General features: G+C 69.6%; 11 protein-coding genes. 7 read left to right on the forward strand and 4 right to left on the reverse strand.

Annotated features, from left to right (window positions below):
• Positions 1-46: 46 nt before the first annotated feature.
• Entirely contained in the window at positions 47-1804 is a 1758-nt protein-coding gene (locus AC1DHY_RS12050) for a dolichyl-phosphate-mannose--protein mannosyltransferase (RefSeq protein WP_476903675.1), read from the reverse strand.
• A 119-nt stretch (positions 1805-1923) separates the two neighbouring features.
• Here AC1DHY_RS12050 and rsmI point away from each other — a divergent pair, with 119 nt between their 5' ends.
• A complete protein-coding gene (gene rsmI, locus AC1DHY_RS12055; protein ID WP_476880088.1) occupies positions 1924-2781 on the forward strand; it encodes a 16S rRNA (cytidine(1402)-2'-O)-methyltransferase in 858 nt (285 codons plus the stop codon).
• 211 nt (positions 2782-2992) lie between these two features.
• Positions 2993-4492 carry an NAD-dependent succinate-semialdehyde dehydrogenase gene (locus tag AC1DHY_RS12060; RefSeq protein ID WP_476903676.1) on the forward strand — a complete coding sequence of 500 codons (1500 nt, stop codon included), beginning with the start codon at positions 2993-2995 and terminating at the stop codon, positions 4490-4492.
• 9 nt (positions 4493-4501) lie between these two features.
• Here the strand turns inward: AC1DHY_RS12060 and AC1DHY_RS12065 are convergent, their stop codons facing one another.
• Genes AC1DHY_RS12065 through AC1DHY_RS12075 form a run of 3 tightly spaced genes read right to left on the reverse strand, consistent with a single transcriptional unit; the run spans position 4502 to position 9533 of the window.
• Positions 4502-7000, reverse strand: a complete 2499-nt coding sequence (locus AC1DHY_RS12065; RefSeq protein WP_476903677.1) for a transglutaminase TgpA family protein — start codon at positions 6998-7000, stop codon at positions 4502-4504.
• On the reverse strand, positions 6997-8376 hold the full coding sequence (locus tag AC1DHY_RS12070) for a DUF58 domain-containing protein (RefSeq protein ID WP_476879010.1): 1380 nt from the start codon (positions 8374-8376) through the stop codon (positions 6997-6999). The genes AC1DHY_RS12065 and AC1DHY_RS12070 overlap by 4 nt, the downstream gene beginning before the upstream one ends.
• Before the next feature lie 14 nt (positions 8377-8390).
• Positions 8391-9533, reverse strand: a complete 1143-nt coding sequence (locus AC1DHY_RS12075; RefSeq protein WP_476903678.1) for an AAA family ATPase — start codon at positions 9531-9533, stop codon at positions 8391-8393.
• 161 nt (positions 9534-9694) lie between these two features.
• On the opposite strand from AC1DHY_RS12075, the gene AC1DHY_RS12080 reads away from it, so the two are divergent.
• From AC1DHY_RS12080 to AC1DHY_RS12100, 5 genes are all read left to right on the forward strand, one after another.
• Positions 9695-10606 (forward strand): TatD family hydrolase, encoded by a 912-nt coding sequence (locus AC1DHY_RS12080; RefSeq protein ID WP_476903679.1) that lies wholly within the window; start codon positions 9695-9697, stop codon positions 10604-10606.
• A 282-nt stretch (positions 10607-10888) separates the two neighbouring features.
• The gene (locus tag AC1DHY_RS12085) at positions 10889-12064 is read left to right on the forward strand and encodes a ubiquitin-like domain-containing protein (protein WP_476879008.1); all 1176 of its coding nucleotides are present in this window, start codon (positions 10889-10891) and stop codon (positions 12062-12064) included.
• A 140-nt stretch (positions 12065-12204) separates the two neighbouring features.
• Positions 12205-13119, forward strand: coding sequence for a 16S rRNA (adenine(1518)-N(6)/adenine(1519)-N(6))-dimethyltransferase RsmA (rsmA, locus tag AC1DHY_RS12090; protein WP_476879007.1), 915 nt, complete (start codon positions 12205-12207; stop codon positions 13117-13119).
• Positions 13120-13180: 61 nt separating this feature from the next.
• Positions 13181-14143, forward strand: a complete 963-nt coding sequence (locus AC1DHY_RS12095) for a 4-(cytidine 5'-diphospho)-2-C-methyl-D-erythritol kinase (RefSeq protein ID WP_476903680.1) — start codon at positions 13181-13183, stop codon at positions 14141-14143.
• An 85-nt stretch (positions 14144-14228) separates the two neighbouring features.
• Positions 14229-16070: an ABC-F family ATP-binding cassette domain-containing protein gene (locus AC1DHY_RS12100; RefSeq protein WP_476879005.1), complete on the forward strand. Its 1842-nt coding sequence runs from the start codon at positions 14229-14231 to the stop codon at positions 16068-16070.
• Positions 16071-16085: the final 15 nt, after the last annotated feature.

Raw genomic sequence — 16085 nt, forward strand, 5'->3', positions numbered from 1 at the left:
CCGTTCTGCGTCCCGGCGGACGCGGGGCTCCGCTAGTAATCCTGCCTTAGATCCAGGACGGCATCCACATCCGCATCCGCCAGTCCTGGTAGGTAATCAGCTCCGCCGTCCAGATCGGGTAGAAGAACGCCGAGAGCAGCACGGCCGCGACGACGAAGAGTGCCACCAGGTAGAGGCCGGAGCGGCGCCGCCAGAGCGGGTCCGAACGCCGGCCGAGCACCAGCCCCAGGCAGTACACCAGCGCGAGCACCAGGAACGGTTCGAAGGACACCGCGTAGAAGAAGAACATGGTCCGTTCCGGGTACATGAACCAGGGCAGGTAGCCTGCGCCCACGGCTGCCAGGATGGCCCCGGCCCGCCAGTCACGCCGGCCGGCCCACCAGAACAGCAGGATCCCCAGGCATACCGCGGCGCTCCACCAGATCAGCGGGTTGCCGACCGAGAGGATGGCGGAGGTGCAGTTCGGCCCGCCGCAGTCCGCCGCCCCCTGCTTGGACGACTCATAGAAGAACGACGTCGGCCGTCCCATCACCAGCCAGCTCCAGGCGCTCGCCTCATACGGGTGTTCCGCGCTCAGGCCCTGATGGAACTTGTACGCCTCGAGGTGGTAGTGGGCCAGGGAGCGGAGCGAATCCGGCAGCCAGCCCCACTGCGCCGAGGGGTTGGTCTCGGCCCAGTGCCGGAAATAGGCGTTGCTGGAGCGGAACCAGCCGGTCCAGGTGGCCAGGTAGACCAGGCTGGCGACCGGGACGATGCTCAGGAACGCCGCGATGCCGTCCTTGAGGATGCCGCCGGTGATCCAGCCGTGGACCCCGGCGATCCGGCGCGCGCTGAGGTCCCACAGGACGGTCAGCAGGCCGAAGCCAGCCATAAAGAACAGGGCAGACCATTTGGTGCCGACCGCCAGGCCAAGGCAGACCCCGGCGGCGAGCCGCCACCAGCGGATCCCCAGCCAGGGGCCGGCGGCCAGCTGCGGCCGCGAGGGAACGCCGCCGGCTGAGGCGGATGCCTGCCGGGCCAGTCGTTCGGCGAGGCGGCGGCGACCGTCGTCGCGGTCCATCAGCAGCGCCCCGAAAGCGGCGAGGATCCAGAACATCAAGAAGATGTCCAGCAGCGAGGTGCGGGACATCACGAGGTGGTGGCCGTCCACGGCCAGCAGCACCCCGGCCACGGCGCCCAGGGTGAGCGAGCGGAAGAGTTTCTGGGCGATCAGGGCGAGCAGGAAGATGGACAGGGTGCCGGTCAGGGCGGCCGAGAAACGCCACCCGAAGGGGTTGTCCGGGCCGAAGAGCCACATACCGGCGGCGATCATCCATTTACCCACCGGCGGGTGGACCACGTATTCGGGGGTGTTCAGGAGGACCCCGGGGTTGCCGGCGATAAAGGAGTCGTTGGCCTTTTCCGGCCAGGCGCGCTCGTACCCGCTGACCAGGAGCGAGTAGCCGTCCTTGACGTAATAGGTCTCGTCGAAGACGAGGTTGCGCGGGGTGTCGAGCCGGACAAAACGCAGGATCCCGCCCAGCACGGCGGTGAGGGCGGGAATCAGCCAGAACCAGAGCCGCAGGGTGGGCGGGTAGTCCCGCCAGCTGCGGATATCGCCGATCAGCCGCTCCTTGAGGGCTTCGACGCCGAACGCCTCGGCCGGCCGGCCGATCCAGCGGTGCCCCTCCAGGTTCCGCCCGGTGCGGGCCTGGTCCCGCCTGCCTGCGGCGTGGCGGGTGCTGTCCGGGGTTTGGTCGGCGGGCAATGATGCGGCTGAACCGGCCTCGGCAGGCCGCATGGGGGTCTGCGTCACGTTGCCCATGCTACCTTTCGCGGCCGGGAACGGCGGTCCCGCGCGCCCGCCGGCAGTAGTCTGGTGGGGTGGATCCCGAACTGAGCACCCAGCCAAGCACTGCACCCGCCCTTGCCGCCGACGACGCCGTGCCGGCGGCGGGAACGGCCGCCGGGCCGGGCAGGATCGTGCTGGCAGCCACCCCGATCGGCAACGTCGGAGACGCCTCCGCCCGGCTGATCGGACTGCTGGAGACCGCGGACATCGTCGCCGCCGAGGACACCCGGAGGCTGCACCGCCTCGTGCAAAGCCTCGGCATCACCGTGGCCGGCCGGGTGATCAGCTATCACGAGCACAACGAGGCCGCCAAGACCGGTGAACTCCTGGACCAGGTCCGCTCGGGAAAAACCCTGGTGATGGTGACCGACGCGGGGATGCCGGCCGTCTCGGACCCCGGCTTCCGGCTGGTGGAGGGCGCCGTCGCGGCAGGACTCACCGTCACGGCCGTGCCCGGGCCGTCGGCGGTCCTGACCGCCCTGGCCCTCTCCGGCCTGCCGACGGACCGCTTCTGCTTCGAGGGTTTCCTGCCGCGGAAGGCGGGGGAGCGCACCTCACGGCTCGCCGACCTCGACGCCGAACGCCGCACCATGGTCTTCTTCGAGGCGCCGCACCGGCTGGAACCCATGCTCCGTGCCCTGCACGAGCGTTTCGGCGCCGACCGGCGCGCCGCCGTCTGCCGGGAACTGACCAAAACGTACGAGGAAGTCATCCGCGGCACCCTGCGCGAACTCCTGCAGTGGACGGAAACCAACGAGGTCCGCGGCGAGATCGCCGTCGTGGTGGGCGGTGCCCCCGAGCGGGAGCCCGGCAAACCCGAGGACCACGTCGCCGCCGTCAACTCACTGATCGCCCAGGGCATCCGGCTCAAGGAGGCCGTGGCCGCGGTCGCCGAGGACGCCAGGGTCAGCAAACGCGAACTGTATTCCGCGGTCCTCGCCGCCCGCTGATCCAGGCCCCCGGGGCCAGGCACTGGCAGGCGCGGCCAGCGCCTGTCCTGCTCCACCGCTTGTGCAGCTGCACAGCGGAATCGCCCGGTCCTAGTGCGCGCATGCGTAGACACCCCGGAGAGACCGGCAGTACCGTGGCAGTAGTCCGGGCCGGCGGCCAGACGCCGGGCCGATCCACCTTTCCAAACCCATTGCTGACGAGGGAGTCATTGTGACTGTAACTGCCCAGCCCACCGTTACCGCGGAGCGTGAGGCTGCTCTGCTGGCGTCCGTGCCGACCGGTCTGTTGATTGACGGGCAGTGGCGTCCGGCCGCGTCCGGGAAGACGTTTGATGTCGAGGATCCCGCCACCGGCAAGGTGTTGTTGAGCCTGGCCGACGCCGGCCCCGAGGACGGTGCTGCCGCGTTGGACGCCGCCGCCGCGGCGCAGGAGTCCTGGGCCAAGGTCCCACCGCGGGAGCGCGGGGAGATCCTGCGCCGGGCGTTTGACATGGTCACGGAGCGGGCCGAGGACTTCGCGTTGCTGATGACCCTGGAGATGGGCAAGCCGCTGGCCGAGGCCCGCGGTGAGGTGACCTACGGTGCCGAGTTCCTGCGCTGGTTCTCCGAGGAAGCGGTGCGGGCGTTCGGCCGGTATTCGGTGTCCCCGGACGGGAAGTCCCGGCTGCTGGTGACGAAGAAGCCGGTGGGTCCGTGCCTGCTGATCACGCCGTGGAACTTCCCGCTGGCCATGGCCACCCGGAAGATCGCCCCGGCGGTGGCGGCCGGCTGCACGATGGTGCTGAAGTCCGCGAACCTGACGCCGCTGACGTCCCAGCTGTTCGCGGCCGTGATGCTGGAGGCCGGCCTGCCGGCCGGTGTGCTGAACGTTATTCCGACCTCGACCGCGGGTGCCACGACCGGGCCGCTGATCAAGGATTCCCGGCTCCGGAAGCTGTCCTTCACCGGGTCCACCGAGGTGGGCCGGCGGTTGCTGGCGGACGCGTCGGAGACGGTCCTGCGGACCTCGATGGAACTGGGCGGGAACGCCCCGTTTGTGGTGTTCGAGGACGCCGACGTCGACGCCGCCGTGGCCGGGGCGATGCTGGCGAAGCTGCGGAACATGGGCGAGGCGTGCACCGCGGCCAACCGGTTCATTGTGCACGGGTCCGTGGCCGATGAGTTCGCGGAGAAGTTCGCCGCGAAGATGGCGGAGATGACCACGGCCCGGGGTACCGAGGCCGAGTCCAAGGTGGGGCCGCTGATTGATGCCAAGAGCCGGGACAAGGTCCACGAACTGGTCACCGACGCGGTCAACGCCGGTGCCGTGACGGTCCTGGGCGGGGCTGCGGTGGAGGGTCCGGGGTACTTCTACCAGCCCACGATCCTGAAGGGTGTCACCGAGGGCACCCGGATCCTGTCCGAGGAAATCTTCGGGCCGGTTGCCCCGATCATCACCTTCGATACCGAGGACGAGGCTGTCCGGCTCGCGAACAACACCGAGTACGGCCTGGTCGCGTACGTCTTCACCAAGGACCTGAACCGGGGCATCCGGATGGGCGAACGCCTGGAGACCGGCATGCTGGGCCTGAACGCCGGCGTTGTGTCCAACGCGGCCGCACCGTTCGGCGGCGTCAAGCAGTCCGGGCTCGGCCGTGAGGGCGGCCTCGAAGGCATCGAGGAATACCTCTACACGCAGTACATCGGCATCGCCGACCCCTACGCCGGCTAACTACACCGGCTAACCCCGGCGCAGCCGGCGGGCGGCGTCGCGGATCCTGGACCAGGACTCCGCGGCGCCGCTTCCTGCATTCCGGGCCGGCCCGGACACGGCACGCAGCGGTGATGAGGCCCGGCGCCGCCAGCGCGCAGTGAGGGAGGCCGGCAGCCAGACGGCCCGGAACTGCGTCCACCATGATGAATGGGCCCGGAACACACCGCGCACCAGCACGATCCTGTCCGCCGCCGTGTCTGCGGCGGAGTCCTCCGCCGCAGGCCGGCCATACTGCTGGCGTTCAAAATCCCCGGTCAGCGACGCCACAGCCGCGTGCGCCCCGGCATCCAGGCCGCCCGCTTCGCCCAGCGCCGACGAATCCCGCAGCCTCGCCGAGAAGTGCCGCGGGGTCTCACTGCTCCGGGGAGGCACCCCGTAATCGGTCGCCAAATCCCGCAACTCCGCCCACGCCGGGACGGCCGAGCCCGGCATACCCGACGCCGAGGCTTTCAGCCGGCGGCGCCGGACCCCGCCGCGCACCAGCGCGGGTGAGGCCAGCAGCAACACCACCAGCAGCAGCCCGCCTACGCCGTACAGGGCCGGTACCAGGCTGTCCGCCGCCGTGTCCCGGACCGCGGGTGCGGGCACCGGCACAGGTACGGGGAGCGGTGCCGCGGTGGGCTTCGGGTCGCCCGCGTCGGGGAGCAGCCCGTCATTGTTCTCGTTGGTGCTGGCGCCACTGCGCGCCGCCTGCTCCGTCGCGTAGGCCGGCACCACACCGCGCGATGGCGTTGGTTCGAAGGCCACCCAGCCCACGCCCTCGAAGAAGAGCTCGGGCCAGGCATGGGCGTCACGGGCATCCACCTCGTACTCAGGCAACGCCCCCAGTCCCGCGATGCTCACCGTCGAGCCCGTCGCACGCCCCGGGGCGTAGCCGACGGCGATTCGGCTCGGGATTCCTTCCAGCCTGGCCATCACCGCCATCGCGGAGGAGAAATGGATGCAATATCCGCTTTTCTGGGCTAGGAAGTCCGCCAGCACCGACAGGCCGTTCCCGTCGTAGCCGCCCTGGACCGGGGACTGCAGGGAGTAGCTGAACTCCGCGGACCGCAGATATTGCTGGATGGCCATGGCTTTGGCGTAGCTGCTGCTGCGCCCTGCGGTGACGGTATCGGCGGTCTGCCGCACGATTGCGGGAACGTTGGACGGGATGCGGAGGAACGTGTCCGGTACCCCCTGCACCCGTTCCGGGGCGGCGGCCAGCACGGCTGCGGTGAGCTTCGGAACCACCGAATTCACCACGTACTGCTGGTTGCGGGAGTTGGTATCGACGCCTTTGATGCTCAAGGTGGCCGGGTCCCAGCTCCACCGGCCGGACAGCCCGCTGACGGACGACGGCGCATACGGTGCCGGCAGGTACGGGCTGGTGAACTGGTTGGTGTTGACCGCCGTCACCACCCGGAGCTGTTCCTCCACCGTGGACCCGATTCCCGGGTCGATCCGGCCCGTCCCCGCTTGCCGGCCGGAGTCCCGGTCATCAGGTGACCACGAGTCGCCGTCGAAGCTGTCCACCGTCACCGAACGCAGGTATGGCGCCTGGGATGCGTTCGTGGCGTAGGTGATCCTGCCGTCGCCGGAGGGGTCGCGCAGGCTGTTGCCCAGGCTGATCATCGGGTTCAGGCCGCTCGCCGACCCCCAGGGATTCAGGCGGGATCCCTGCGGGAAGGTGCCCTGGTCGAAGCCCGGGATGACCAGCTGCAGGACCAGCGTCAGGGCAAGGGCCAGGGCCCCGGTGAGGGAGGCACGCTTGAGGGCGCCGGGGATCCGCGCCGTATCCGTCCGGGTCCCGGACACGGGATGGAACCAGTGGCTGCAGGCCAGGATCATGAGGTATCCGACGGCGGCGCCGGCAAAGCCCAGCCACCCCACGCTCTGCGGCTTCACCATCGCCGGGACCACCAGGATGGCCACCAGCCCCAGCCCGCTGGTGGCCGGGAGCGCCAGCGGGAACGCCAGCGCGTCGGTCAGGATCACCACCAGGCCGAGCACACCACAGATCAGGAACACAATGCCGGCGTTGGGCGCCACCGGGGAGCTCTCGGCCAGCACCGTCTCGCTGGCGCGCCGCAGGTACCGCTGAACCTGCTCCATGGTGTCCGCCGACGGAATGACCCCGGCGACGCTGTGCTGGCGGAAGAACGTGAACGTCAAAACGACGGCCAGCGCCGCAAAGCCCCCCGCGGCAACCAGGATGCCCCGCAGCCGCAGGGCCCTGAGGGCGGCCATGGCCAGCGCCACGGTGAAGACGGTGGTGAGCACGGCCGGGATCCAGGCCCAGCCGCGCAGTACGCCGTTGAGCCCCAGTGCGGCCCCCGCGACGGCCACGGCAACGGCCAGTCCCATGGCCCAGGGTTCGGCGCCGGCGCCCTTCATCCGGAACAGGCCGCCGGGGCCGGTGGCGGGCGGTCCGCCGTCGTGCCCGGAGTCTCCCCGGGCCGTCGTGGTGCGCTGCGGTGCCAGGGTCATCGCCGTGCCCCCGCGCCGCGCCGCACGTCGGCGGCTGCCGTCGGTGCCCCCGCCCCGCCCTGGTCGAAGGCGGACCACGCAGCCGGCAGCGGGGTAGCAGCCGTGGCGGACACGGCGCGCCAGCCGCCGCGGCGCAGGATCTCCAGGACCGGCGCCGCGTCCGCAGCCCGGTCCGTCACCAGGAGGGCGAAGGCATTGGCACCGAAGCCGGCGGCGGGCGCGAGGGCGCGCGCCTCGGCCTCCGAGAGGCGGCCCAGGATGGCGAGGACCGGTCCGCGCAGCCGGTGCGCGGACAGCTTGTCCATCAGCCGGTCATCAAAAGGCTGCGGGCCGCCGTCGGTGCCGGGATGCCGCGGCCCGGTGAGCTGGATGGCGGCCAGGCTCTCGGCAATGGACTGCAGTCCGCCGGCGCCGATGTACTCGTCCGTCTCAGGTTCGGGCGCCGACGGCGAATTCAGGAACGCCGGGTCCCCGGCCGGGTCCAGGCAGCGCAGGGCGTAATTGCGCTCCCCAAGGTGGGTGCTGATGGACATGGCGGCCGTGACGGCCCATTCGAAGGCGTCGCTGGTCACAAGTTCGTGGCCGTCGGTGGCGCCGGAGGTGTAGCCGGAGCCCTGGGCGTACGACAGGAACCGGTGGTCAAGGATGATCGTGGCCTCGGGTGTGGTGACGGACTCCTCCTGCCGGACCATCAGGGAGCCGTGGCGGGCCGTGGCCGCCCAGTGCACCCGGCGCATCGGATCGCCGTGCCGGTACTCCCGGGTCATGACGTCGTCATCGCTCGGGTTCGCCCGGATCCGGGTGGCGGTCACGCCGTCGTGGCCCCGCGCGCCGGCCAGGCCGGTGACCGGAAGGTCGACGGCGGCCGGAGTCACCGTGAGCACGTCTCCGGCGTCGATCGCGTGGCGGTGGACGGAAAGCCCGAAGGGGTCGCTGAACTCGGCCGTGACGGGTCCGATGAGGAATTGGCCGCGTTTGCCGCTGCGCAGCTGGTACTCGTAGCGGCTGGTCCCGGCATGCGCCGTCCGGGCCGGGAACCGGAACACCGGAGACTGCCCGAAGCGCGGCGGCAGGTGTTCCTCCATCAGGGCGTACCCGGCCCCGGGACCGGTTCGGGCCACTGCCAGCCGGACCGTGGTGGTGGCGGAGGCCTCCACGGGGGAGGGGTTGAACTCCCGGTAGACCCGGAACCGGGGCTTGAGCACCCGGGTTCCGGCCAGGGACAACAACGGCAGGACCAGCAGCAGCAGGGCCAGCGCCAGGAGGTCACGGCGGCCCATCACCTGCGCCGCCAGCAGGGACCCGACGCCCGCGGCCAGCAGTCCCCAGCCGCGCGAGCTGAAGATGTGCCTCGGGAACCGGTCCAGCAACGCCACGGCCGTGTCAGCCCCTAACGTCCGGCGGGCTGGGCGGACGCCTGGCCGCCGCGGGCGGACCGGGCGGGTGCGCTGGCCGGTTCCTGGCCGACCGGTACCTTTGCCAGGATCGACTGGATGACGCTCTGCGGCGTCTCGCCGGTGCTGGCGGCCTTGCGGTCCAGGATGATCCGGTGGGCCAGCACCGATTCGGCCACACTGACGACGTCGTCGGGCAGCACAAAGTCCCGGCCCTCCAGGGCGGCGGTGGCCTTGGCCGCACGCAGCAGCTGCAGCATGGACCGCGGACTGGCGCCGAGCCGGAGCAGGGGGCTCTCCCGGGTGGCGCGTCCCAGCGCCACCGTGTATTCCTTGATCGAACGGGACACGTAGACCTGCTGCACGGCCGCGATCATGGAAGCCACCTCTGCGGCGCTCACCACAGCCGTCACCCGGGTCAGCGGGGACGTCGCCTGGTGGGTTTCCAGCATTTCCATCTCGGAGTCCCGGTCCGGATAGCCCATCGAGATCCTGGCCATAAAGCGGTCCCGCTGCGCCTCGGGGAGCGGATACGTGCCTTCCATCTCGATCGGGTTCTGGGTGGCCACCACCATAAAGGGCTCGTCCAGTTTGTAGGAGGTCCCGTCCACCGTGACCTGGTGCTCCTCCATGCATTCGAGCAGGGCGGACTGGGTTTTCGCGGAAGCCCGGTTGATCTCGTCGCCGATCACGATATTGGCGAAGACCGCGCCGGGCCGGAACTCGAACATCCGGGAGGCCTGGTTGTAGATGGACACGCCGGTCACATCCGACGGCAGCAGGTCAGGGGTGAACTGGATCCTGCTGACCGAACAGTCGATGGTCCTGGCCAGGGTCTTCGCCAGCAGTGTCTTGCCGACCCCCGGTACGTCTTCCAGCAGCAGGTGTCCCTGGGCCAACAGGACGGTCAGGGCGAGTTTTGCGGCTTCGGCTTTGCCGTCGATCACGGTGTTGATGGCGCGCAGGATGCGCTCGCTGGCCGCGTGGAACGCCGCAGCCTCCATCGGCGCGGTTCCCGACGTGGCCGGGGCGGCAGCCGGCTGGGTCCGGGGCGCAGGGCCGGCAGCGCCGGGTCCCGCCGGGAAGCCTTGCGGATCCGGCATCGCTTCGTCTACGGAGGTGCGTCGGTGGTAGTCCATCGGCAGCCTTTCAGCCCTGGAGCGGCCCGGGCGGAACGGCAGGGAATGCCGGTCCCGCCACTGGTGCACGCCTGTTTTGGTATCAGCGTACTAACACAACTGACAAAGCAGACAGAGAGTTCCGGGTAATTCTCCGGCCGGCCCGAGGCTAGGCTGGATGGATGTGCAATCCGCAGACCCCCGCCCCCTTCCGCGCCACCGGCAGTGACGAAGCCGCCGGCACCGGAAGCGGCCCGACGGGCCGCAAGCCGTACCCGCCGGCGCCGGAACCGCTGCCCGTGCCGGTGATGGACAACCACACGCACCTGAACTTCCCGGACGGCGGGCTGGAGGTCGGTATCAAGGACGCCCTCGACGCCGCCGAGGCAGTGGGCGTCAAAGGGGCTGTGCAGGTGGGCTGCGACCTCGAATCGTCCCGGTTTACGGTCCAGGCCGTGGAGCAGGACAGCCGGCTGCTCGGCGCCGTCGCGCTGCACCCCAACGACGCCCCGGGGTACGCTGCGCGCGGTGAGCTGGAGGAGGCGCTCGCCGAAATCGAGGCCCTGGCGTCCCACCTGCGGATCCGTGCCATCGGCGAGACCGGACTCGACTTCTTCCGCACGGAGGGGGAGGGGCTGGCCCACCAGCGCTACTCGTTCCGCCGTCACATCGACATCGCCAAACGGCTCGACCTGACGCTGCAGATCCACGACCGCGACGCGCACGACGACGTCGTGCAGGTGCTGCGCGAGGAGGGTGCCCCCGAACGCGTCGTCTTCCACTGTTTCTCCGGCGACGAAGAGCTCGCCCGGACCTGCAATGACCGGGGCTGGTACCTGTCTTTCGCCGGCACGGTGACGTTCAAGAACGCGGCCAATTTACGTGCAGCGCTGGCGATCGCCGACCCGGCCCGGATCCTGGTGGAAACCGACGCCCCGTTCCTCACCCCGCACCCGCACCGGGGCCGCCCGAACGCCAGTTACATGATTCCGTACACGGTCCGGGCGATGGCGGAGTTGACAGGCCGTGACCTCTCCGCGCTGTGCGGACAACTGGCCGAAAATACCTTGCAGGCATACGGATCCTGGGACTAAAAACGCCGTCGGCCGTCACTCTGGAAACATACCCGGTATGCATAATTTCTTGGTTGGTTTATAACGCTACGGTTACAGTAGTCAACTATTAGCCGGGGTCGGGGAAGGCCTTCGGATAATTTCACTACCTCAGGGCGCGCATCGTGGCAGAGAATCCACGTGTGCGCTCTCGTTTGGAAGTGTGGCAGTGCCCGCGTTTTCCGCAAATATCCGGACCAGCTCCGGAACTGCCCTTGGGGGTGTTTGCGCCGGGGAAACGCGTGCGCTTTTCCCCGTGCCCGGATGGTCCAAAAGATATGGGCAATCGTGGTCAAGTTCTTCACATCGGACGGCAAAATCAGTTACGTCAAGGTCGGCTCACAGCTGGTGGTGCTAATGGCGCTCGTGCTGGGCCTCGTCGCCTTCGTCGGCAACAACAAGACAGTCACCCTCAACGTCGACGGGCGCGTCAGCTCCGTCCAGACGTTCGGCGGCACCGTCGGCCAGGTGGTCAGCGCCGCCAAGGTCGAGCTGCAGGCCGCCGACAAGGTGTCCCCCTCAACCGATTCGCATGTGCAGGACGGCTCCGTCATCAACGTCAACCTCGCCAAGGCCGTGAAGGTCAGCGTGGACGGCGCGGAGCGCACCATCACCACCACTGCCCCCACCGTGGAAGGCCTCGTCACCGAACTCGGTGTCGCCTCCGCCTCGAAGGTGTCCGTCCCGAAGGACGCCCAGCTGGCCGTCTCCGGTTCGTACGTCAGCATCTCGACGCCGAAGGCCGTGACCCTCGTCGCCGACGGCAAGGCCACCAGGACCACGACGACGGCGGCAACCGTCGGGACCGTCCTCAGCGACGCCGGCCTTAAGCTCGGCGCCAGCGACCGGACCTCCCAGCCGCGCAACGCCCCCGTGGTCAACAACATGGTGGTCAAGGTCTCGCGCGTTGACACGTCCAAGACTGCCTCAACCACCGAAGACGTCCCGTTCGAGACGCTCACAGCGGAGGACTCCGCCATGCCCAAGGGCGAACACAAGGTCGTCCAGGCCGGTGTGGCCGGCAGTATCAGCAAGAACTTCAAACTGGTCCTCGTCGATGGCCGCGTCGCCTCCAAGACCCTGGTGTCCCAGTCCGTGACCCGCGAGCCGGTGACCGAGAAGGTCAGCATCGGCACCAAGGAAGCGCCCAAGGTTGAGGCCGCCGCCAACACCGGCGCCGCAGCCCCGGCCATGATGAACGAAGGCATGTGGGACAAGATCGCGCAGTGCGAGTCCGGCGGCAACTGGTCCATCAACTCCGGCAACGGCTACTACGGCGGACTGCAGTTCGACATCCAGACCTGGCTCGGTTCCGGCGGCGGTTCCTACGCCCCGAACGCCAGCCAGGCCAGCAAGGCCCAGCAGATCGCCGTCGCCAACCGGGTCTACGCACAGCGTGGCCTGAGCCCCTGGGGCTGCGGCTGGGCAGCGTCCAGCTAACCCCCGCCCCGGCCCGCGAGGGCCGCACGGCACCATAAAGACCCGCGCAGGCTGACCACCACCGCGGGGCACCCTCGAGGCCGGTCCCGGATTCCCCGGGACCGGCCTCTGCCGTTCCCGCCGCGGGATAGGATACCTAGGTGACTGAACCGACCCCCGCCGCCCCCGTCGAACCTGCCGGCAGCCTCCCCTCCGGTGCCCCGGCGCCGCTGCTGGGCGCCTCCGACATCCGCCGGCTCGCCGAGGAAATCGGGGTTCGTCCCACCAAGACCCTGGGCCAGAACTTTGTCATTGACGGCAACACCATCCGGCGCATCGTCGCTGCTGCGGACATCGCCCCGGACGAGGCCGTGCTCGAAGTCGGCCCCGGACTCGGTTCTCTGACGCTCGGGCTGCTCGACGCGGCCGCGTCCGTCATCGCCGTCGAAATCGACCCCGTCCTCGCCGCCAAACTCCCCGCCACCGTCGCCGCGTGGCGGCCGGACGCCGTCGAGAACTTCCACCTGGTCCTCTCGGACGCCATGAAGGTGACCGAACTGCCGGTCCAGCCGACGGCGCTTGTTGCGAACCTGCCGTACAACGTGGCCGTGCCCGTGGTGCTGCACCTGCTCCAGCACTTCCCGAGCCTGCGTCACGGCCTGGTGATGGTCCAGGACGAGGTCGCGGACCGCCTCGCGGCCGGCCCTGGCTCCAAAACGTATGGCGTCCCCTCCGTCAAGGCCGCGTGGTACAGCGGGATGCGCAAGGCCGGGGTGATCGGAATGAACGTCTTCTGGCCGGCACCGAAGATCCACTCCGGGCTGGTCGCCTTCACCCGCCGGGAACCGCCGGCCACCACCGCGAGCCGGGAAGAGGTGTTCGCCGTCATCGATGCCGCCTTCGCCCAGCGCCGCAAGACGCTCCGGGCCGCCCTTGCCGGGTGGGCGGGCAGCGCCGCCGAGGCCGAACGCTGCCTGCGTGCCGCCGGCGTCGACCCCACAGCCCGCGGCGAGGTCCTGGACATCACCGCATTCGCGCGCATCGCCGAAGCGCGTACCCAGCCTGCGGCTGAGTAACCGGTGGCTGAGTAGCCGGCCCTGCTTTGAGCCACGGGCCGCCATGCCATAGCGTGGAGCCATGAACGCAGTGAGAGGGCGCTTTTCCGCGAGGACCGTCCGGGTCAAGGCGCCCGGAAAAGTCAACGTCTCACTCGATGTGGGGCCGCTGCGCCCCGACGGCTACCACTCGGTGGCCAGCGTCTACCTCGCGGTGTCCCTCTACGAAGAGGTCGCGGCCACCAGCACCGACACCGGCGGGATCACCGTCAGCATCAGCCCGGACAGCACCCTGGACCTCGACGGCGTCGACATCCCGCTGGACGAACGCAACCTGGCCTACAAGGCGGCGTCCATCATGGCTGACGTGTCCGAGCACTCCACCGGCGTGCACCTGGAAATCACCAAACGCGTCCCGGTGGCCGGAGGGATGGGCGGCGGGTCGGCCGACGCCGCGGCCACCCTGCTGGCCTGCGACGCTCTCTGGAACAGCGGACTCTCCCGCGACGAACTCGCGCACCTGGCCGCCGAGCTCGGCGCCGACGTGCCCTTCTCCCTCCTCGGCGGCACCGCCGTCGGCCTCGGCGTCGGCGACGAACTGTCCCCGGCGCTGGTCAAGGCGCAGACCGACTGGGTGCTCGTCACCGCGGACTTCGGGTTGTCCACCCCGGAGGTATTCCGCGCCCTCGACCGGCTCCGTGCCGCCGAAGGGGTGGAAATCGAGGAACCCACGTCGGTGGACCCCCGCGTCCTGGCCGCGCTGCTCAACGGCGATGCCGATGCCCTGAGCCGGGTCCTGGTCAACGACCTGCAGCGGGCCTCGATCGAGCTGGCGCCGGGCCTGCGGGATGTCCTGGGACTGGGGGAGTCCTGCGGCGCGATCGCCGGTCTCGTCTCCGGGTCCGGCCCCACGGTGGCACTGCTGGCCCACAGCCCGGCCGCCGCAGAGGGCCTCGCGGAGGACCTCCGTCATCACGGCCTCGACGCCCAGGCGGTGCACGGGCCGGTGCACGGGGCACGCATCATCTCCGATACGCTCCTTTAGTAGCTTTGACTGTATATACGTCAGGGGTACGGCAGCATAATCGGCCCTTCTAGCCCGATCATTTCCTCTCAGAAAGCAGTTCCCAGTGGCACACCTGCTCGGCGGCGAGAACCTCACGGTCTCGTATGCAACCCGCACCGTCCTCGACGGCATCACCCTCGGACTCGAAGAGGGCGACCGGATCGGCATGGTGGGCCGCAACGGCGACGGCAAGTCGACCCTCATGCGGCTGCTGGCCATGCGGTCCACCCCGGACTCCGGCCGTGTCACGAAGCGCAGCGAGGTCAACATCGGCTACCTCGACCAGAGCGACGTGCTCGACGGCGACCTGACCGTCGGCTCCGCGATCGTCGGCGACCAGGCCGACTATGAGTGGGCCCGCAACCCGCAGATCCGCGAGGTCATGGGCGGCCTTGTGTCCGACGTCGACTGGCACGCCAACGTCCACGCGCTCTCCGGCGGCCAGAAGCGCCGGGTGGCCCTCGCCAAGCTGCTCATCGAGGACCATGACGTCATCATGCTTGACGAGCCCACCAACCACCTCGACGTCGAAGGCGTGGCCTGGCTCGCCCGGCACCTGAAGACGCGCTGGCGGCCCAACCAGGGTGCATTCCTGGTGGTCACCCACGACCGCTGGTTCCTCGACGAAGTCTGCAACCGGACGTGGGAAATCCACGACGGCATCATGGACCCGTTCGACGGCGGTTACGCCGCCTACGTGCTGGCCCGCGCCGAGCGCGACCGCACGGCCGCCGTCGTCGAAGGCAAGCGCCAGCAGCTGGTCAAGAAGGAACTCGCCTGGCTCCGCCGCGGCGCCCCGGCCCGGACCGCGAAGCCGAAGTTCCGGATCGAGGCTGCCAACGCCCTGATCGCCGACGTCCCCGAACCGCGTGACTCGACGGCCCTGAGCAAAATGGCCACCGCCCGGCTGGGCAAGGACGTCCTGGACCTCGAAAACGTCTCCCTCGACTTCCTGGGCGGCTCCGCCGGGGAGAAGCTCTTCGACAACATCACGCTGCGCCTCGCGCCCGGTGAGCGGCTGGGGCTGGTGGGCGTCAACGGCGCCGGCAAGACCACCCTGCTGAAGCTCCTCAACGGCGAGATCCAGCCCAGCTCCGGACAGGTCAAGCGCGGCAAGACGGTGGTCACCGCTGTCCTCAGCCAGGAGGTCAAGGAGCTCGACGACGTCTCCGACCTGCGGGTCATCGAAGTGATCGAGCGCGAAAAGCGGTCCTTCAACGTCGGCGGCAAGGAGTTCACCGCCGGCCAGCTCGTGGAGCAGCTCGGCTTCACCAACGAGAAGCAGTGGACCCCGGTCAAGGACCTCTCCGGCGGGGAGCGGCGCCGGCTGCAGCTGCTGCGCCTGCTGGTGGGGGAGCCCAACGTCCTGATGCTGGACGAACCGACCAACGACCTCGACACCGACACCCTCGCCGCGGTCGAAGACGTGCTCGACGGCTGGCCGGGGACGCTGGTGGTGGTCAGCCACGACCGGTACCTGCTCGAGCGCGTCACGGACCACCAGATGGCCCTGCTCGGCGACGGCAAGATCCGTGCCTTGCCGCGCGGCGTGGACCAGTACCTGGAACTGCGCGAGGCTGCACTGGCCGGATCCACGATCACCGGCGGCGGCAACCCGGTCACGTCCTCCGGTGGCGGGGCTGGTGGGGCGGCCGGGGTTGCCGCCTCGGGGCCCTCCGAAGCCGAGAAGCGCGACGCCCGCAAGGCCAAGAACAGGATCGACCGACAGCTGGGCAAACTGAAGCAGCAGGAAGACAAGATCCACGCCCAGATGACCGCCGGGGCCGGGGACGCCTCCAAGTTCGACGAACTCGCCGCCCTCAACGCCAAGCTGCAGCAACTCGCCGCGGAACGCGAAGGCCTCGAACTCGAATGGCTCGAAGCCCTGGAGGTCCTCGGCGAGTAGGCCGGGGTCGGGGCT

Source organism: Arthrobacter sp. 05L44 (assembly GCF_056397605.1).